The organism is Arthrobacter sp. 24S4-2, assembly GCF_005280255.1.
GTDB lineage: Bacteria > Actinomycetota > Actinomycetes > Actinomycetales > Micrococcaceae > Arthrobacter.
This window is the reverse complement of sequence record NZ_CP040018.1, coordinates 2482575-2502131: the sequence shown is the minus strand read 5'-3', so window position 1 is coordinate 2502131 and position 19557 is coordinate 2482575. Positions and strand designations below refer to the sequence as shown.

The 19557-nt window shown below is 63.5% G+C and carries 17 protein-coding genes and 2 pseudogenes; 13 read left to right on the top strand and 6 right to left on the bottom strand.

What is annotated here, in order from left to right; translation table 11 throughout:
- Position 1: 1 nt before the first annotated feature.
- The gene (locus FCN77_RS11350; protein WP_175417233.1) at positions 2-1021 is read right to left on the bottom strand and encodes an asparaginase; all 1020 of its coding nucleotides are present in this window, start codon (positions 1019-1021) and stop codon (positions 2-4) included.
- A gap of 285 nt (positions 1022-1306) precedes the next feature.
- Here FCN77_RS11350 and FCN77_RS11345 point away from each other — a divergent pair, with 285 nt between their 5' ends.
- Entirely contained in the window at positions 1307-2332 is a 1026-nt protein-coding gene (locus tag FCN77_RS11345; protein WP_137322349.1) for a LacI family DNA-binding transcriptional regulator, read from the top strand.
- Positions 2333-2390: 58 nt separating this feature from the next.
- Here the strand turns inward: FCN77_RS11345 and FCN77_RS11340 are convergent, their stop codons facing one another.
- Positions 2391-3836: a PucR family transcriptional regulator gene (locus tag FCN77_RS11340; RefSeq protein ID WP_175417232.1), complete on the bottom strand. Its 1446-nt coding sequence runs from the start codon at positions 3834-3836 to the stop codon at positions 2391-2393.
- A gap of 99 nt (positions 3837-3935) precedes the next feature.
- On the opposite strand from FCN77_RS11340, the pseudogene pxpA reads away from it, so the two are divergent.
- The 10 genes and pseudogenes from pxpA to FCN77_RS11290 all read left to right on the top strand — a co-directional run.
- Positions 3936-4699: pseudogene (gene pxpA / locus FCN77_RS27680) on the top strand (5-oxoprolinase subunit PxpA).
- A 37-nt stretch (positions 4700-4736) separates the two neighbouring features.
- Positions 4737-4982 (top strand): acetyl-CoA carboxylase, encoded by a 246-nt coding sequence (locus FCN77_RS11330; RefSeq protein WP_137322347.1) that lies wholly within the window; start codon positions 4737-4739, stop codon positions 4980-4982.
- Entirely contained in the window at positions 4979-6328 is a 1350-nt protein-coding gene (locus tag FCN77_RS11325; protein ID WP_137322346.1) for an acetyl/propionyl/methylcrotonyl-CoA carboxylase subunit alpha, read from the top strand. The genes FCN77_RS11330 and FCN77_RS11325 overlap by 4 nt, the downstream gene beginning before the upstream one ends.
- Before the next feature lie 80 nt (positions 6329-6408).
- Entirely contained in the window at positions 6409-7230 is an 822-nt protein-coding gene (locus FCN77_RS11320) for an allophanate hydrolase subunit 1 (protein ID WP_254679015.1), read from the top strand.
- On the top strand, positions 7220-8206 hold the full coding sequence (locus tag FCN77_RS11315) for a biotin-dependent carboxyltransferase family protein (protein WP_137322344.1): 987 nt from the start codon (positions 7220-7222) through the stop codon (positions 8204-8206). The genes FCN77_RS11320 and FCN77_RS11315 overlap by 11 nt, the downstream gene beginning before the upstream one ends.
- Before the next feature lie 242 nt (positions 8207-8448).
- A complete protein-coding gene (locus tag FCN77_RS11310) occupies positions 8449-8850 on the top strand; it encodes a helix-turn-helix domain-containing protein (protein WP_254678951.1) in 402 nt (133 codons plus the stop codon).
- 107 nt (positions 8851-8957) lie between these two features.
- The gene (locus tag FCN77_RS11305) at positions 8958-10154 is read left to right on the top strand and encodes a tyrosine-type recombinase/integrase (protein WP_137322343.1); all 1197 of its coding nucleotides are present in this window, start codon (positions 8958-8960) and stop codon (positions 10152-10154) included.
- Entirely contained in the window at positions 10144-11121 is a 978-nt protein-coding gene (locus tag FCN77_RS11300; RefSeq protein ID WP_175417231.1) for a tyrosine-type recombinase/integrase, read from the top strand. Before FCN77_RS11305 ends, FCN77_RS11300 begins: the two co-directional genes overlap by 11 nt.
- 1 nt (position 11122) lies before the next feature.
- Complete coding sequence (locus FCN77_RS11295; RefSeq protein ID WP_137322341.1) at positions 11123-12121, top strand: tyrosine-type recombinase/integrase; 999 nt, start codon at positions 11123-11125, stop codon at positions 12119-12121.
- Between the two features lie 90 nt (positions 12122-12211).
- A pseudogene (locus FCN77_RS11290) lies at positions 12212-12644 on the top strand (IS630 family transposase); the annotation flags it as partial.
- A gap of 212 nt (positions 12645-12856) precedes the next feature.
- Here FCN77_RS11290 and FCN77_RS11285 read toward each other — a convergent pair.
- From FCN77_RS11285 to FCN77_RS11270, 4 genes are all read right to left on the bottom strand, one after another.
- Positions 12857-13225, bottom strand: coding sequence for a type II toxin-antitoxin system death-on-curing family toxin (locus FCN77_RS11285; RefSeq protein ID WP_137322340.1), 369 nt, complete (start codon positions 13223-13225; stop codon positions 12857-12859).
- Positions 13222-13428 (bottom strand): ribbon-helix-helix protein, CopG family, encoded by a 207-nt coding sequence (locus FCN77_RS11280; protein WP_223986328.1) that lies wholly within the window; start codon positions 13426-13428, stop codon positions 13222-13224. The genes FCN77_RS11285 and FCN77_RS11280 overlap by 4 nt, the downstream gene beginning before the upstream one ends.
- A 412-nt stretch (positions 13429-13840) precedes the next feature.
- The gene (locus FCN77_RS11275) at positions 13841-15325 is read right to left on the bottom strand and encodes an IS1182 family transposase (protein ID WP_137322339.1); all 1485 of its coding nucleotides are present in this window, start codon (positions 15323-15325) and stop codon (positions 13841-13843) included.
- An 85-nt stretch (positions 15326-15410) separates the two neighbouring features.
- A complete protein-coding gene (locus tag FCN77_RS11270) occupies positions 15411-16349 on the bottom strand; it encodes a LysR family transcriptional regulator (RefSeq protein WP_137322338.1) in 939 nt (312 codons plus the stop codon).
- Positions 16350-16590: 241 nt separating this feature from the next.
- On the opposite strand from FCN77_RS11270, the gene FCN77_RS11265 reads away from it, so the two are divergent.
- Both FCN77_RS11265 and FCN77_RS11260 read left to right on the top strand, forming a co-directional pair.
- The gene (locus tag FCN77_RS11265; RefSeq protein WP_137322337.1) at positions 16591-17712 is read left to right on the top strand and encodes a PrpF domain-containing protein; all 1122 of its coding nucleotides are present in this window, start codon (positions 16591-16593) and stop codon (positions 17710-17712) included.
- Between the two features lie 12 nt (positions 17713-17724).
- Positions 17725-19173: an SLC13 family permease gene (locus FCN77_RS11260; RefSeq protein WP_137322336.1), complete on the top strand. Its 1449-nt coding sequence runs from the start codon at positions 17725-17727 to the stop codon at positions 19171-19173.
- Positions 19174-19557 lie beyond the last annotated feature (384 nt).

Below are 19557 nucleotides of genomic sequence, written 5' to 3'. Positions count from 1 at the left end.
ACTAGTCAGGCGGTGTGCCCCGGCGGGCGAACGCTTCCGCAATCCTGTCCTTGGGGGTGCCCAGTCGGAGCAGAAGGCTGAGCAGCACCAGCGACTGGGATGGCCTAAGCAGCCCGGACGGTATGGCACCGGCCGCGAGGAGGTCGGCGCCGCCGCCATTGCCGTAGCGGGGAACGACGGCGCCGGCCTCCACCCGCGTGCTCGTCACCACCACGACGCCGGCCGCCGTAGCGTCAGCGACCTCCCGGCACATCGCGCGGTTGGCGTTGCCCGTTCCCGTCCCCTGCAGCACAACCCCTGCCGCCCCGGCCTGCAGGGAAGCCCGCAGGAGAGCGGAATCCGCTCCTGGGTAGGCAGCAATAAGATCCACGCGCGGCGAACCGGCGCCGACGCCCGGCAACGGCAACGGGGCAATGCCGGGGCGTACTGCGTGCATGCTGACCTCGCCGGAGTCGGACACCGAACCGGCGGTTCCGAAATCCGGGTTACCGAACGCATCGCGCCGGGTTGTGTGGCTTTTCCGGACTCCGGCCGCCGGGAAGATGGTCCCGGCAAACGCCAGCAGTACGCCCTTCCCCCGGCCCTGCGGGGAACCCGCGACGGCGATCGCGCGGGACAGATTGTCGGGACCGTCCGGCCTCTGGGAGTCGGCCGCCTCCTGCGCTCCGGTGAACACCACAGGACGAGGATCATCGTGAGTGAGGTCAACAAGATACGCAGTCTCCTCCATCGTGTCCGTACCGTGGGTGACCACGACCCCCAGAACCTGCGGGTCCGCCAAGGCTTGCCTGACGCTGGCGCAGATGGCGATCATGTCATCGACCGTCAGCAGGTACGAACCCTTCCGGAAGACATCGACCACGCGGACCGGATACGGGGCCGCAACCCCCATGCTGGCGAACACCTGCTCCCCGGTGTCCGACGCCACGGCGGCTCCCCCGCCCTGCGACGCACGGGAGGAAATGGTTCCTCCCGTCGCCAACAGCACCACATGGGGGCCAGCCAATTCTGTGACAGTCATTTCCACTCCGTTTGTCCTGCACCTGTTGCCAGATGCTTACCCAATCGATTGGGCTGTGGGATAAAAATAATCTTTGCGATGTTTCCCGCAGACGCCTCCGAGTATTCGACGGTGCAAACAGTTCGCCGCTTCGCATCCGAGCCCCGACAACCCAATCGATTGGGTTCGGCGGTGAAATGACTATAGAATGTGAGGAGCGCCACGTCAAGGGCTCCCGAATCAGCGACCGCACGTTATCGGGCAGTCTTGGTAATGTCGTCTTTTTGAGCTGAGGCAGGGAAACGCATGGAAAGAACCACGGCCGGGGACCACACGGTCACACTGAAGGATCTGGCGAGCGAGCTCGGCATTCACCCTTCGACGGTATCCAGGATCCTTCACTCGGGCTCCGCAGTGGCGCGGGGGGCAGCCTCCGTGGCAACGGCCGAACGCGTCCGGGAGCTGGCGCGGAAACGGGGCTACTCTCCCGACCCCCAGGCCGCCGGGCTGCGGACGCGGCGCACGCGCCTCATGGGGGTGATCGTGCCCCGGCTTTCGGACCTCGTCCTGGCAATCATGTACGAGGGCATTGACGAGGCCGCTGCGGAGCTGGGCTATTCCACGTTCGTCATGAACTCCCGCGACGACCCCGAGGAACAACGACGGAAGACGGACACCATGCTGGCCCGACGCGTGGACGGGCTGATCATCGGTGACGCACATCTGGACAATGGCCTGTTGCGGGAGTTGACGGCACGGAAGGTACCGTTCGTGCTCATGAACCGCCGCGTCCCCGGCTACCCGTCCGCCACCTGCAACGACGTCCTTGGCGGCGAGCTTGTCGCGGACCATCTGTGGAGCAAGGGGCATCGGAACGTCGCTGTGATTGCGGGCGAGCCCTATGCCAGCACGGCGGTCGACCGGACCGCCGGCTTCGTAGATCGCTGGCGTTCCCTGGGGGGAAAAATTCCCCGGAAGGCCGTGGTGTGGTCCCGGTTCGATACCGCCGGCGGACGGGAAGCGGCCGAGAATATCCTGACTCACTGCAACCCCCATCCGACTGCGCTGTTCGCCGTCAATGACTTTGCGGCGATCGGTTGCATGGGAGCACTGCGGTCCCGTGGCCTCGCGGTTGGCGGCGACGTGGCGGTGGTTGGTTTCAATGACACCTCGCTGGCCGCGGCGCTTCCGATTCCGCTGTCCTCGGTCCGCTCGCCCATGCTGGACATCGGGCGGACGGCAGTGCAGCTCCTGAAGCGCGTGCTGGACGGCGAAATCGTCGAGCCGGTCAGGCTGGAGCCGATCCTGTGTGTGCGGGAAAGCAGCGACTGAGGTTCACCGTGGAGATTTCCTCAGCACGAGTTCCCGAGCGATTTCCCGGCGGATTTCCTCAGTGCGATGCCGCGACGATTCCCAAGGCGAGCAGGCAAGTGGCGCGGACTTCGCCGTCGGACAAATCCAGTTTGAGGAGCTCCTCGATTTTCCGGAGCCTGTAGCTGAGCGTGTTTCGGTGGATGAAGAGCTCATCGCAGATTTTCGCGGAATTCCCGCTGTGGCGCAGGTATGCGTCGAACGTCTCACGCAACGCGCTGCCGCCGTCGGAGGCCAGTGGGGCCAGCAGCCGCTGGCACATTGCCACCAGGCCCGGGCTGGGCAGCCCCTGCACAATGCCGGCGAGATCGGCCAGCGGCGCACGGTGCACGCCGGCCCGCCCAACGTGACGGCGGGCGAGCTGCAGCGCCAGCGGCAATTCGCTGAGGCTCAGGGATTCGGAGACGACGACGGACAGTTCCGGGGCGTCCGTAAAGAAGCCCCGCGTCGCATCCAGCAGATCGGCCGCTCCGTGCCGGTGCTGCAGGAGAAGAGTCGTCAGCCCGGCTTCCTCCATGAACCTCACCGTGCTGAATGTGGACTGCAGCCCCACGCGTGCGCGCCAGGCGATGGCACGCAGCTTTGCGGGGGTTACTTCTTCCGACCTGCCGATGAGCACCGCGCCCCAGTCTCCGTCGGGATCAAACCCGGATTCGAGAGCATAGCGGCTCAACGGCGCCGACGGCTCACCGCGGTCCTCGTAGAGGGTCTCCATGAAGCGGGCGGCCTCCCGGGAATGCAGGGGTGAATGCGACCCGAGAGTGTAGCTCAGCTGCATCGCTATGACTGCAGCGACGGGGCCAAGAATGGGCTGCAGCACGATGTCGCTCCCGATGCCCTCGATGGCAAGCCGGAATTGCTCGGAGTCGCCGCTGGGCAGGCGCAGCGCTGTTCGCGTGGGCCCGCCGTGAGCCGCGCCTGCGGAGACAAGCTCGAACGCATTGTAATCGATCACGGCCACCCTCGCGTTGACAACGTCCGCCACCCGTTCCAGAACCTCGGCCAGGGAATGCCCCCCGGCCGCTAACCGGGTGCATCCATCGGCCAGCTCCCAGCCCTTTCGCAACTCCTCATAACGCTCCGCGGCGATGGCCTGCTCCACATGGCGCATGATCAGCACGAAGGGCACTTCCGGCGGGAGCTCCAGCAGTGGCAGGCCGTGCGCCTCGCAGGCCTGGACCAAGCCTGCCGGCAGTTCGCTGTGCGCGGCGCCCAGCCCGAATGCCAGCCCGGAGACAGGGACTGAGACCAGCCGTTCCACGTAGGCGTCCCAGATCCTGAAGTCCTTGACGTTAAGGCCCATGCCATTGGTCAGCACAAGGGCATTCACACTGAGGAAGGGCGTGGGGTCCATATGCTCGGTCGGAGCGCACCACGTGATGGGTCGAGCCAGGCGGCCTTCGCCGCCCGTAACGCGAAGGCGGATGTTGAGGTCGGCGTCGACCACCAAGTCTGAGATTCGCAAGGAAGCCTCCAAGAACGGCGGGAGTCGCCCGCTGGACAGTGCAATAACCATAGTTCATCCCTGGATATTAGGCGGTCTGCACAATATCGGTAACCCGAAATGCTGAGTAGCGTTACACCCATGCAATCAAGTGTGACTACCGACACTCCCGTACGCGTGCTTTTGAACTCCGATATGGGCGAAGGCCTTGGCCTTCACGAGTTCGGCAACGACGATGCACTCATGCGCATCATCGACGTCGCCAACGTCGCCTGCGGCTATCACGCCGGCGATCCGGACGTCATGAACCGGACCGTGGCGCTGGCCGCCGAGCACGGCGTGGCCGTCGGGCCCACCCCGGTCTTCCGGACGTGGTGGGATTCGGACGCCGCCGCATGGTCCTTAGCCCTGGCGAGGTCGAATCGATCATCCTGTACCAGACCGGGGCCCTGACTGCTTTTCTGGCAAAGCACGGGCTTGAACTGAACCACATCAAACCCCACGGCGCCCTTTACGGAATGCTGGCCGGCGACGAGGAACTGATGCAGGCCGCCGCCGGAACCGCCAAACAGTTTGGCGTCCCCTTCTTCGGGCTCGCCGGGACCGCTCACGAATCCGTGTGCCGGGCCATGGGGGTGGAATTCGTGCCGGAACTCTATGTTGACCTCAATTACGGTCCCGCCGGTGAGCTCCTTATCCAGCGCCGCCCGGCACCCACGGACCCGATCGCCGCTGCCGAGCGCGTCAGACGGGCGCTGGCGGGACAACCCATTCTGGCCGTTGACGGCACTGAACTGGATATCGCGTTCCAGAGTATCTGCATCCACTCCGACGCACCCAACTCTGTTGCAGTGGCCACCGCCGTGCGCGCCGTCCTGGGCTGACTCTGACTTATCCAACCATCTGAAAGCGAGCAACCCCGTGGCAACCATCGTCTCCCCGCTCCCTGGAATCTTTTACCGCAAGCCCGGCCCCGGCAAACCGCCGTTCGCCAACGAAGGCGACACCATCGAGATCGGCCAGACCCTGGGCATCGTCGAAATCATGAAGCAGTTCACCGAAATCCAATCAGATGTGGCCGGGGTCCTCGAGTCCTTCGAAGTCAACGAGGGCGACATGGTCAACCCGGGCGACGCCATCGTCGTCATCCACGAAGGAAAGCCATGAAGAAACTGCTTATCGCCAACCGCGGCGAAATCGCCGTCCGAGTGGCACGGACCGCACGCGAAATGGACATCGAAACAGTCCTGGTCGCCAGCGAACCAGACGCCAATTCCCTTGCAGCCCGCACCGCCGACAACGTGGTGGTAGTAGGCCCGGCTCCTGCGCCCGCCAGCTACCTCAACCAGGACGCCATCATCTCCGCGGCCTTGGACAACGGCTGCGATGCCGTCCACCCGGGCTACGGCTTCCTCTCCGAGAACTCCGCATTCGCCCGGAAGGTCGCAGATGCAGGGCTGACCTGGGTGGGTCCCGACGCGGACGCCATCGAAATGATGGGCAACAAGTCCATGGCCAGAGAATCCGCCCGCAAGGCCGGCGTCCCGGTACTCCGCGGCTCGGACGGACCCTTGGACCCCGGGGGCGACGCCATTGAGGTGGCCCGCGGCATCGGCTACCCGCTGGTGGTGAAGGCCTCCGCCGGCGGCGGCGGCCGGGGCATCCGCTTCGTCCACAGCGAAGACGAGCTCCTGAAAACAATCGAGACGGCCCGCGGGGAGGCGGCATCCGTCTTCGGGGACCCTACGGTTTACCTGGAACGATTTGTGCAGCATGCCCGCCACGTGGAGGTGCAGATCCTCGGCGACGGAACCAGCTTCATCCACCTCGGGGACCGCGACTGCTCAATGCAGAGACGCTCGCAAAAAGTCATCGAAGAAGCACCGGCACCGGACCTTCCCGACGCCGTCCGCCGGAGGATCCGGGAGTCCTCCGTGGAACTCGCCCGGGAATGCGGCTACAGCGGAGCCGGCACGGTCGAATTCCTCTATGACCCCATCAACCACGAAGCCGCATTCATCGAAATGAACACCCGGATCCAGGTTGAGCACCCCATCACCGAGCAAATCACCGGGATCGACCTGGTCCGCGAACAGCTTCTGATAGCTTCCACAGGAGCAATGTCCATCCGACAGGATAACGTCCACTTCAGCGGGCACGCCATCGAATGCCGCATCAACGCCGAAGACCCGGAGCACAACTTCTTCCCCAGCCCGGGCCTCATCACGGCCATGGAGTGGCCCTCCGGCGAAGGCATCAGGGTAGACACGGGCGTGGAAGCAGGATCCGTAGTGAGCCCGTACTACGACTCCCTGCTCGCCAAGCTGATCGTTCACGCACCCGACCGTGAAACGGCCATTAAGGCCATGCTGACAGCCTTGGACGGTACACACATCGAAGGGGTCAAGACCACCATCCCGGTGCACAAGACGCTTCTGGCGCGGCCCGAATTCGCCGCCGTGACCCATCACTCGAAATTCCTTGAAACTGCCGATCTTTTGGAGGCACATTGAGCAGCCCGGCAACCTTCTCGCAGGAGGCACGCTACACCTGGGGCGGAGACGAATTCCTCTTCGTCGAAGTCTCAGAGTCCATGAGCCTGGCTGCCAACTTTCGGGTCATGTCCATTGCCGCGAAGCTTTCAACCATGGAGCTGCCGGGCATCGTGGACGTCTGTCCCGCCAACGCCTCACTGCTGGTGAGGTTCGATCCCGACGTCCTGCCGCCGTCGACCCTTGAAGACTCCGTACGGACCATCGAACGGGACCTGGGCCGCCATCAGCAGCAGGCGCTCCAAACCCGGATCATCGAGGTCCCGGTCTGGTATAACGACCCCTTCACGGCGGAAGTGGCGGAGCGCTTCCGCGAAGGGTTCCATCAGGAGCCGGGAGGTACCGACATTGACTACGCGGCCAAGGTCAACAACCTGAAAGATGCCGCCGAATTCATCCAGCGGCACCATGAGCAGCCGTGGCTTGTCTCCATGGTTGGCTTCGTGGCTGGCCTGCCGTTCCTCTTCCAGCTCGTGGAGCGGGAGAAACAACTGGAAGTCCCCAAGTATCTGAGTCCCCGCACCGATACCCCCAAGCTGACCGTGGGCCACGGCGGCTGCTTTGGCTGCATCTATTCCGTGCGCGGTGCCGGCGGTTACCAGATGTTCGGCGTTGCTGCCGCGCCGATCTTTGATCCCGCCCAGACCCTGGAAGACTTCAAGGACTTCATGGTGTTCTTTCGTCCGGGAGACATCGTTAAGTTTAAGCCGGTCACCGAGGCCGAGTACAACGACATCCAGGCGCAGGTTTCCGCAGGAACGTTCCGCTACCGGCAGGTACCTGTGACATTCGATCTTTCCAAGGCACTCGCGAATCCCGAAGGCTACAACCAGGAACTCATGGAGGCCCTCAATGGCGTTTGACATCAAGAACCCCGGTCTGGCCACCACGGTCCAGGACCAGGGACGCACCGGCCACTACAACGTGGGCATCCCGCAGAGCGGGTCCATGGACCAATACTCTGCCGAACTCGGCAATGCCCTGGTGGGCAACACCGCCACAGAAGCCGTCCTCGAATGCACCTACCTGGGCCCGGTGCTGACCACCGATCAGGATGCACTCATCGCCGTCACCGGTGCCCCGGTTGACGTGAAGGTCAACGGCGAATCCCGCCCCGAGTGGACCCGGCTTCAACTGAACGCCGGCGACGAGCTCAGCTTCGGAGTCATCCAGGGCGGCACCCGCTACTACATCGCAGTCCAGGGCGGCATCGACGTTCCCGAGGCGCTTGGCAGCCGGTCCACCTACAGCCTCGGAGCAATCGGCGGCTTCAACGGTCGGAAGCTGGAAGCGGGCGATCAAGTTCCCGTAGGAAGGCCGCTCAATGACGGAAGACTCCCCGACGCCGACACCGTTCCGGAGGAATTCCGGCCCGTGTTCGCGAAACAGCAGACGGTCAGGATCGTGCTTGGCCTTTACGACCACCTCCTCACCGACGAGGGACTGGAAAACCTGCTCAACGGCGAATGGAAACTGACCCCAGTCGCCGACCGAATGGGGCTGAGATACTCCGGCCCCGGCGTTAAGTGGAAAGAACGCGAGCAACCTTTCGGGGCCGGTTCCGACCCGTCCAACATTGTGGATGCCGGCTACGCCGTCGGGTCCATCCAGATACCCGGTGGCACCCAACCCATCCTCCTGCACCGCGATGCCGTCTCCGGCGGCGGGTACGCCATGGTGGGCACGGTCATCAGCGCCGACATGGATCTGGTGGCCCGCGCCGCCCCCGGCACGACCACCAGGTTCACCGCCGTCAGCCTGGACGAAGCCCTAGGGGCGCGCAAGGACCTTTCTGAACGCAAGAAGAACGCGCGGGCAGCCCTAGGTGCCAACAGCTGATTACGGGCCTCGTGTCCTGCGCCTGAAATTCGCTTCGTAATTATAGAAGTAGGTATGGCGAATGTCGGGCGGCCGAAGGCCTTGCTGGATCTGTCGGTTGAAGAACATGAGACGCTGGAGCGGTGGGCCCGGAGACGGAACTCATCCCAGGCGTTGGCGACACGGTCGAGGATCGTGCTGGCCAGCGCCGAGGGTCTGACGAACGTGGCTGTCGCGGCCGGTGCGGTGTCGAGCCGCACAGCGTGGCGAAGTGGCGGCGCCGGTTCCTGGACCACCGGCTGGACGGGCTGGTCGACGATCCCAGGCCCGGACGGCCGGCCTCGATCTCCGCCGACCAGGTCCCGGACGTGGTCGTCGCGACCCTGGAATCGACGCCGAAGGACGCCACGCACTGGTCAAGGGCGAAGATGGCTGAGCGGTCGGGGCTGTCAACGTCCACGATCGGGCGGATCTGGCGGACCTTCGAGCTCAAGCCCCACCGCGCCGACGGGTTCAAGCTCTCCAATGACCCCTTGTTCGTCGAGAAGGTCTACGACGTGGTCGGTCTGTATCTGAATCCCCCGGAATCGGCGGTCGTGCTCAGTGTGGATGAATTATGCGAACCTTCGCATAACTCGTCTGATGTGAAGTCATCGGTTATGTGAAGTTTCTGGCGTCTGGGGTGGTGAGTGGCTTGAGAGGGGCTGGTTTCTTCACATAACCGGGGTGTCCTTGATTGGTCATGTTGTTCAATCAAGGAGGTTGATCGTTGATGTCTGACGTCAGCGAGTTGGCGGCGGAAGCGGCCGCGTTCATGGTGCAGGCTGGCTACTCTCATGGTTCTTGTGCCGCTTACCAGCGCGTTTGGGATCAGTTCGGAGAGTATTGCGCCGGGCATGAAATTGAAGACCCGGATCGGGAGACTGCTGCCGGGTTCTGTACGGCTGCCGGCGCGGATGGCGTTGAGCAGTGGCAGGTGTTTCACCGCCGGGCTGTGGGCTGCTTGTTCGACGTGGCCGAGACGGGCCGGTTCGCGTTGCGCGCCGGGCGCGGGAGGATTCAGCTACCCGAGGTTTTCACGGCGGAGTACGAGGTGTATGCCGCGTGGCTGAGCGGACGGGGGCTGGCCAAGGCGACCGTTCGAGGTAAGACCGGGATGCTGCGCCGGTTCCTGGCGTTCCTGGCCGACTCGGGGGTGCAAGAGATGGCAAGCCTCAGAGCCCTGGACGTTTCCAACTATGCTCGCTCGCTGGCGTCGAGAGCGGCTTCCAGCCGGGCGGGCCAACTGTATTTCCTGCGCGAATATCTGCGATTCGCAGTGCGAGAGCACGGAGCTGATCCTGCCCTGGGCGCCATGTTCCCGGTGATCGTCACGGACAAGGACGCGGTCCTGCCTTCGGTCTACCGGTGGGGCGAGGTCGCTGGGGCGCTGGCGGAGGCCGGGAACGGGTCCGAGTCACCGCTGCGCGACAGGGTGGTGATGCTGCTCGCGTCTGTGCTGGGGATGCGATCGGGTGACATCAAGGGACTGCGGTTCGACCAGATCGACTGGGCGAACCGGCGGCTGTCCTTGATTCTGCATAAGAGTGGCCGGCGGCTGGACCTGCCGCTTCCGGAGGAATGCGCGCTGGCGATCATTGACTATTGGAAGAACGAGCGGCGGCAGGTCGAGGATCCGCATCTGCTGGTTCGCCAAAGAGCGCCGCATCAGCCGCCCGCGGCGGGCAACCACTTTCACCAGGTGGTTGCCGGATGCTTCGACCGTGCTGGGGTCGAGGCATCCGGCAGGCACCGCGGCCTGCACTCATTGCGGCATTCTGTCGCGGTCGGGATGCTCGAGGCGGGGACTCCTTATCCGGTGATCGGCGCTGTGCTGGGCCATGCCGATGCGAATACCACGCGCAGATATCTCAGGGTCAACGTCGCTGACCTTCGCCCGTTGGCGTTGGAGGTGCCCGATGTCCGTTGAGATCATTCCCGACGGGGCGTTCCCAGAGTTGTTCAGCGAGTTTGTCGAGTACAAGAGGAACCTGGGCTACGTCTATCCGAAAAGCCGCCTCTACCTCGTAAGGCGTTTGTCGGCATTCCTCGCCGGGCGCGACGGAGACGAGCGGGTGCTGACCAGGGACGCGGTCGAGGCCTTCGTCCGGCCGGGCGATGGAGAGTCCTCTGGGTCGGTCGCGGGCCGGCGGGGTATTGTCCGTCAGTTCGCTTTGTTCCTGCGGTGGAAGGGAATCGAGGCATGGGTGCTGCCGGACGGGTTGGGGCCACGCCAATCCAGCTCGTTCACTCCCAGGATACTCACGGCAGATGAGATGGCCCGGGTCATCGCCTGCGCGGACGCCCGTCCCGCGTCGCGGTGCGGACCGCAAACCCAGCCGGTCTACGCGATGCTTGTCCGCTTGCTGTGGTGCTGCGGGCTGCGGATCGGCGAGGCGCTGTCTCTGCGGATCCGTGACGTGGACCTGGCCGATGCCGTCATCACCGTCCACAAAGCGAAGCACAACCGAACCAGGTTGGTGCCGATGTCCGAATCTTTGGCCGCATGCGCCCGCCGCTACGTGGTTGCTGTCGGCCTTATCCCGGAAGATCGCGGGGCGTGGTTCTTCCCCTCCCCGCGAGGCGGGCGCTACAACCCGGGCTCGGCCACAGCGCACATTCAGGGGTTAATGCTCCAAGCGGGCGTCACGACCGCCTCGGGTCATGCTCCGCGTGCCCATGACCTGAGACATTCGTATGCGGTGGCCTGCCTGGGGAAGATGCAGGCCTCCGGGGTGGACGTTTACGCAGCACTGCCTTTGCTGGCGACCTATATGGGACACGCCGACATCGTCTCAGCGGAGTATTACCTGCGCCTCGACCCATCGGCCTGGGGCAGCATCCATCAGGTCATGGAAGGCGCCTACGCGGGCGTATTCCCCCACGAGGAGGCGTGAGATGCCTGCCGCCCGCCCGTTTGCCGACATGCTGGCCCGGTTCCTCATCGTCCACCTGCCCGTCACCAGGGCTTGCTCCAAGAACACCATCTCCGCCTATCGGGACGCGTTCACGCTGTTCCTGCGGTTCATGGAAGACCGGTTGACGACCCCGCCGGACAGGGTCTCCTTCACAGACTTCACCACGCCGAACGTGGCGGCCTTTCTCGGCTGGCTGCGCACCGACAGGGGCTGCTCCGCCGCCACCGCCAACCAGCGCCTGGCGGCGTTGAAATCGTTCTTTCGATACGTTCAAACCGAAGCCCCCGAGCAAATCGCACAGGCCCAACAAATCTTTAGCCTCAAAGCCGCCCAAGCTCCCGAGCCAGCCATCGATTACCTGCCAGTGGAAGCGATCGGGCTGCTGCTGGAGCACGCCAAACGTCGCGGACCGCGCGACCTGGCGCTCCTGACGACCCTTTACGACACCGCCGCCAGAGTCCAGGAAGCCTGCGACCTGTCACTTGCCGACCTTCATCTCGATAAACCCGCCAGCGCGACTCTCACCGGAAAGGGCCATAAAACCCGGGTCGTTCCACTGACACCGCAGGCCGCCGTGATCCTTGCCCAGCACGTCGGCACACTGCCTCAAGAACCGTCCGGGCCGGTGTTTGCAAACAGAGCCAATCAACGGCTGGGACGCGCCGGCGCCGCCTACATACTCGCCAAATGCGCCCAGACCGCGCACGCCGACCGTCCCGAACTCGTCCCCACGACCGTTTCGCCCCACGTGCTGCGCCATTCGAAGGCCATGCATCTACTGGAAAACGGCGTCAATCTGATCTACATCCGCGACATCCTTGGCCACGCCTCCGTCATCACCACCGAGATCTACGCCAAAGCCAGCCCGGAAATGAAACGTCAAGCCATCGAAGCAGCCGCCGCGAAGACCCTCAGAGCAAGCAACTACGACCAGACCACCCGGCAGGACCTGCTGACCTGTCTCCGCCAAACGATCTGAACCCACCTGTTATGTGAAGAAATCGGCGCCTCTCAAGCCGCTCACCACCGCTGACGCCAGAAGCTTCACATAACCGATGACTTCACATCAGACGAGAAGTCCCAGGTCCAGGCGTTGGCCCGGTCCCAGCCGGCGTTCCCGATGATGCCCGGCATGCCGGAGAAACGCACCCACGACTACGTCCGGCACGGGACCACAACCCTGTTCGCGGCACTGAACGCCGCGGACGGGTCCGTGATCTCCAGCCTGCACCGCAGGCACCGGGCCACCGAATTCAGGAAGTTTCTGGCCAAGATTGACTCCGAAGTGCCCGAGGGCCTCGAGGTCCACCTCATCTGCGACAACTATCAAACCCACAAGACCCCGACCGTGAAGACATGGCTCGGGAACCACCCACGGTTCCACATGCATTTCACCCCGACCTACTCCTCCTGGCTCAACCAGGTTCTTCGGCTTCGTCCCCGAGGACCTGCTGCGCCGCAGCGACCACCGCAGCGTCCAGGCCCTCGAAGCGGACATCCGCAAAGGGTCAGCGAATGGAACACCAACCCCAGTTTCAAAATCCGGGAACGACGGGACGCCCCCAAAGAGCCTGACGCTCGTTCAGCCTCCGGCCAGCTTCACGGATCTTCATGGTCGGCGTCACCTCCTTTCAGTCATTTCATGACCCGGCCGGCACAGGCACACATGACGGGTCAGGGAAACGCGCAACCGGTAAGCCCACGAACCCGTCGGCTAGCGCCTGACGAGTTGCGTGGCAATCAGCTCAGCGCTGTCTTCAAGTGAGACACCGCCGGCGGCCACCCCTACGACGAGATCAAATGCCGCATCAGTGCCGAAGTCATGCCGGTAGCCGTTGATCCAGAGCATCAGAACCATCAGCGTCCACGCTGTGCGTTTGTTGCCGTCGATCAACGGGTGGAACCGCGCCACCGACTCCAGCAGGGCAGCTGCCTTCATCGGCAGCTGCGGATAGGCTTCCGTGCCCAAGACAGTTGTTGCCGGTCGGGCCAAAGCCGAGACCAGGAGTCCGATGTCGCGGATATGGAACCCGTACCGGTCAACGACCTGCAGCGCATCCTCTATCTCGAGGTACGCGGTCACGCATCCTCAAGGCGGGTGAGGAGCTCCGCGTCATGGCTCATGACGAAATCCAGACCCTCGCCGATGTCACGGCTGCGCCGGTGACGCTGCAACACAAGCTCCGCACCCTGGAGCAGTAGTGCGGACTTGGATGTATGCTCCTCGGCAGCAAGCTGGTCCAGACGCCGATCCAGCTCTTCGGGAACACGCAGATTCATAGCCATAGCTTCATGGTACCAAACCAGTACCAGGCGACGATCAAGGCAGCTCGCTGCAACGCACGCAGTGTCCCTACAGGCGACGAAAGGTCCGATATCGGCGTTGGAAAATCAGCCGGAGTGGGGTGTTTCTAAGCGCCAAGTGGCCTTGCCGCTCCACGTACTTCAACTGATGGCGCACTTCAGAGATACAGGGCGTCGACACCCATCAGGCCAGCTGCCGCCATCGGCTTCCTTCCAGATCTCGGAGGACCCGATTCTGGTTCCTCAGCGCCGGAGAAGGTTGCCGGCGGCGCACCTGGCCCCTAGGAGCGTGGGGCGGTAGTGGTTTCCGTCATCCAGGGGTGGTCCTGTCTACTGACCGGTGACACGTTGCCATCTTGATGGCCGGGCAGCCGTGGCCGCCTTGGCCCGTGGGTTAGGCTCCGGCCGGGGCGTTGAGACCGGCTTTGGCTTTGAAAGTGAACAATTTCAGCAGGTTGTGACAGCCTGCCATCAGTTCCCACTCGTGTTTGGCTTGTTCGAGGCCGCGCAGGAGTACGTGTTTGCCCTGGCGGGTGTGGATTTGCCCGAAGACCGGTTCGATGATCGCCTTGCGCCGCGCGTAAACGGCCCGGCCCTTCTTGGTTTTGAGTTTCCTCGCCATCCGTTCCTTGGGTGTGGCGGTGGCCGGGATCCTGCCCCGGGGCGTCTCGGGAACCTTTTCGCCGTGTTTGAGCCGGCCGGTCGCGATGAAGAACTCGGTCCCGCCGGCGGCCTCGATTTCCTTCACGTGTTCGAGGTTGGCTGCTGAACAATATCCGGCATCAATGGTCCATTGGGCGGGCATCCGGCCCAGGGTTTCGGCGGTGCGTTCGGTCATCGGGACCAGTTGCTGCACGTCCACCGCGGTGTTGTTCAGATCGGTGGCGACGATGACCTGATGGTCCGCGTCGACCACGGCCTGGGCGTTGTAGCAATAGTGGTACGAGCCGTCTGCGGTCTTCATGATCCGGGAGTCGGGGTCCGTGAAATTGCGCTGGGCCCTCGGTCTGACCTCCGCTTTGGCCGCGGCTTCCTCGCCCTTGGCCGCAGCCGCCCCGTCGTCATCGCCGCGGTCCCGGGCTTTCTGCTCCGCCTCTTTGCGTGCTTTGGCTGCCGCGTCCTCTTCGAGCTGTTTGCGGGCCGCGGCCATCTTCGCCAGCCGCGATTGCCGGTCGGCCAGGTCCGGCGGGAGCTCATCGCCGCGCGTATCCGCCCCGAACCGGGCATCCTCCTCCCTGTCCACGGCCTCGGCGTCGGCGAGCATGTCCGAGACCTCCGCGGCGAGGATCCTCTGTTTTTCGGTCAGCCGTCCGTAGCTCATCGCCTTTCGCCGGGACGCGTTGGCCCGGACCTTCGTCCCGTCCAGGGCAACCCGGCCCAAGGAGACCATGCCCGCGGCCCGGCAGAGTTCCAGCGCCTGCAGGAACACGTTCCCCAACGCCGCGAGATGGCGTTTGCGGAACCGGCCGATGGACCGGAAATCCGGTGCCTGCTGCCCGGCCAGCCAACGGAACGCGACCACGTCCACGCACGCCCGCTCCAACTCCCGGGAGGAACGCACCCCGACGCAGTAACCGTAAAGCAGGACCCGGACCATCAACCGCGGATCATACGGCGGCTGGCCCTTCGTCTTCCCATACGAGCCGTAGAACCGGGACAGATTCAGCTCCCGGGACACCAGATCAGCGATGAACCGGGCCAGATGATTGCCCGGCAACCACTCATCCAGCGACGGCGGGACCAGCATCACCGCGTCCGGCTCAAAGGATTTGAACCGCTTCTTCACACCAGCACCGGCCTCAACGATCCCGTCATCAAAACGCTCCACCCGCTCCACGAGAGCTTCATCAAAAAGGCCATCCTGGGAACCGGAATTCATACTCCCGATTCTTCCAGCCACCCCTCCCGCACCCCGGCAATTCACACGGCGTTTTAAGAACCCGGCCGACTACTGACCCGCGCTCCTAGAGGTAGTCGCCGAAATGTTCGCGGGCGATTTCCAAGAGGGTGGAGTGGAAAGCGACCTCTGCCGGGGCGTAGACCTTGTCTTGGCGTTGGGCCAGCAATACCCGCCGCATGGGCGCGGCCGCGCCGAGGCTAATTACCCTTACGTCGGGGTGCTGGAGGGCCACTGCGGTTTTGGGCACCACGGCCACGCCCATGCCGACGCTGACCATGGCCTGGGCCTCTTGGTAGTCGTTGGCCAGGAAGCCAATGGTCGGCTCGAACCCGGCGTCGTGGGCGGATCGTTGCAGGACCTCGACCACCGGGTGAGCCTCCGCGCGAACTATCCACGACTCCTTACGTAGTTCCTCCATCCTCACCTCGTCCCGGTCGGCGAGCGGGTGCCCGCGGGCTACCAGGATTACGGTGCTCTCCTGGAAGACTTCTGTTACCCGGATGGAATCGTCTTGGAACCGATTCCAGGGATAGTCCCAGAGCAGGCACAGTCCGGTGACTCCGGACCCGAGGTCCGACACAAGTTCGTCAAAGCGCGCGCTGCGCACCGAGAGGCCAATGGCCGGGTATCGCTTCTTGAAGGCGCGGATAACAAGGGGCAAAAAAGATCCCGCGAGGGTGGGGAACGTGCCTACGGTCAAGGAGCCACGTCTGAGACCGGCGATCTGGTCCAGGTCGGACTGAGCTGCCCGCATCTGTCCAATGATCTTGCGGGCGTGCCCGGCCAGCACCTGGCCAGCCTCTGTGGGCGCAACGCCCCGGGAGCGGCGGTTGAGTAGGGGCTGCCCGACTTCTTGTTCGAGCTTCCGCAGCTGCTGGGAAACTGCTGACGGGGTGTACATCATCAGTTCAGCCGCGGCAGTGATCGATCCCTGCTCGACGACCTCCACCAGCAAGGCCAATCGACGGATGTCGAATAAATCTTGACTCTGATCGTTAAGCAATGCTTCACCCTTCTGTCCGTTTGGTTCATTCTATGCAATCGCCAGCACATCTGTGAGATGGCGCGCTCGCACCGCTCTGGTACACGACTGAAAAAATGAAGCTGCGGGCCTTCAGTACAAGTAACTTAAGCATCTCTACATCCCCCCTCAAAGATTGAACATTGTCTTCATTTGTGATCCGGCTCATTCTCTTATCAGGCCCCTGAACATATATGCGGCACGAAGAGATGCGGGAAAGACGATGAAGATTGAAGCTGAATGGATGCGCGGAGGCACCAGCAAATGCTGGGTCTTCGAAACGGAGCACCTTGATGAGACCCGTACCAGCGTGGATGAGTTGCTTCCCCGGCTGTTCGGAAGTCCCGACTCCAGACAGATTGATGGTGTCGGTGGGGCAACTTCGACAACCAGCAAAGCGATAATCCTTCGCCGACCGTCCGAGGAGGATGTCGACGTGGAGTTCACATTCGCCCAGGTCGGCATCGAAGAGGCAGCGGTGGACTGGGGCAGCAACTGTGGGAATTGCTCCGCGGTTGTGGGACTTTACGCGATCGAAAAGGGTTGGGTGATCCCACACGGAGACGTCACCCGGATCATCACCCGGAACACGAACACCGGTCAGATCATCGTTCAGCGTGTCGCCACTCCCGAAGGGGCGCTGCCCATCGTTCCGGATGCGCTGATGCCCGGGGTTGCGTTTCCCGGCTACCGGGTCGGGCTCGGTTTCCTAGATCCAGCGGGCAGAACTACTGGAAATCTGCTGCCCACCGGTGCCGCAACCGACACGATAACCGCCGGGGGTACGCGCTGGACTGTTTCAATGGTCGACGCCGGGGCGCCGGTAGTGATCGTCCGAGCTGAGGAGCTTGGCTTGGACACGGCGAGGTACGACAGCTGGGTGGCCGGGGTGGAACTGCAACTGGACACTTTAGAGCAAATCCGTCGACAGGCCGCCGTGCGGATGGGGCTGGCACCAACTATCGCCGAAGCTGCCCGCGCGATCCCCAAGCTCGCGATCGTCGCCTCCCCCACCCAGTCGGACCCGGACTGCGACGTCAACGTCATGATGCTCTCGATGGGCAAGCCCCACCCGGCCCTGGCCATCACCGGCAGCATCGCCCTGACCCTCGCCGCACGGACCCCCGGAACCTTACTTAGCAGCAGCAGCACTGGCGACACCCCGCGGGCCGAGCTGCGGCTACGCACTCCTGCGGGGGTGATCGAGACCTGGAGCGAAGAGCGCGACGGGTCCCTACTGGTCGGCGTCGACCGAACGGCCCGCACCATCGCCACCACCATCATCCACCTCCCCGAGGCCCTCGGCAGCGCCGTCGAAGCCTCACTAGCATCAGCCACTCAATGAGGAGCCAAGATCATGACTAAGACTATTTACCAACCTGCTCCCGAGGCAGAGAGCAAAATCCGGGAAGACCGTTCCAAGCGTCCGAACCGTCGCCGCCGTATCCTGCTGATAACGGTAGCCGCGATCGCGATCCTGGGTCTGGTTGCCCTCGTGTTCGGGGGTGCCATTTTCAACCCGGCGGCCACCCCGGAATCGGAGCCGGCAATGACCGCTACACAGATCATCCCCCTGGTCATACTTCTCGTAATGTTCGTGGTCGCCACGAAATGGCCACTGAACATCGGGGTGATGGGGCTGGTCGCATCGTTCGGCGTCGGGTACTTCATGCTCGGAATGAGCGACAAGGAGATCCTCGAGGAATTCCCGGCCAGTATCGTTCTTACGATCATCGGGGTCACCTACTTCTTCAGCATGGCCCAGCGGAACGGGACCATCGACATCATCGTGCAGACGTGTGTGCGCCTGGTCAGGGGTAAGACACTGCTGCTCCCCTGGGTGTTCTTTCTTATGGCTGCCGCACTGACTTCATTGGGCACCTTCTCCCCCGCCGCCGTCGCACTTCTCGCACCGGCTGCCATCGGATTCGCCTACGAATCGCGAATTCACCCGGTACTCATGGGCGCGTTCATCATTAACGGAGCCCACGCAGGCGGGTTCTCCCCCTTGTCTGTTGCCGGCGTTCTGGTACACGACATCGCGCTGAAAAATGGCTTCCCGATCTCTCAAGGCGGACTCTTTGCCGCCAGCTTCGCCCTTAATCTCATCCTTTCAGCCCTGACGGTTGTACTGTTTGCCCTCTTGGGCAAACTGCGGGACGGCGAGGGTGCCCAGCATGTCTGCGCTGACGCGCCTCGCACCACGCGTCCCCACGGCCAGCAAATCCTCACGCTGGTGCTGATCGCTGCGATGCTTATATGCACGCTGGGCTTCCATATGCCCATCGGCTTTGTCGCCCTCTCCGCCGGCCTCCTGCTGGCACTGATCAACATCAAAGAACACCGGACCTTCATCGGCGGTATCTCATGGTCTACCGTTCTGCTGGTGGCCGGCATGATCACCTATGTCTCGCTGCTGCAGCACGTAGGTGTCATCGATACCCTTGCTGAGCAAGCCCTCGCCCTGGGTGCGCCCCTGCTGATCGCTCTGGTACTCTGCTACGTGATTGGCGTCGGCTCAGCCTTTGCCTCCTCCACGGCATTGCTGACCGCATTCATCCCCCTGGCCGGTCCCCTTTTGGCCTCCAGTTCGTTGAGCGCCTCCGGAACGGTCGCGGCACTCGCCATCGCCGCGACAGTGGTGGATGTCTCTCCCTTCTCCACCGACGGTGCCCTCGTTGTAGCGAACGCCCGGGAGAACGACCGCCAACGCGTGTACAAGCAGCTGATGATCTACGCCGGTGGAGTGGTTCTGGTGGCCCCGGCGCTGGCATGGGCCCTGCTGGTACCCACCGGCATCATGTAACCGGAGCCCCCGCCTCGGGCAACGGCCGGTCAGCAACAACTGACGAGCCGTTGCCCGTCCCGGCGAACCCACCAAAGAGTCCCCGGCCACCGCACATCCACGACGGACAAGCTCCGAGGACACACAACATGCTGCCGGACTCAACGTCCGGCACGCGTGCTGCCGTTCCCGCACTCCATCGCAACAGGCAGCCCGAAAGACGGGCGCGAGAACTGCGCAGCATGCAAAGGAGGCAGGGTGACCACGATGTCACCCTGCCTCCTCCCACAACTATCCCCAGACATAATCCAACATCCCGACCCGCCCTCGACCAAAGAGAAATCCCATGAACTTCCGTCATCACCACGCCAAACCGCTTACCGGATCCCCGACTCCTGAACCAGT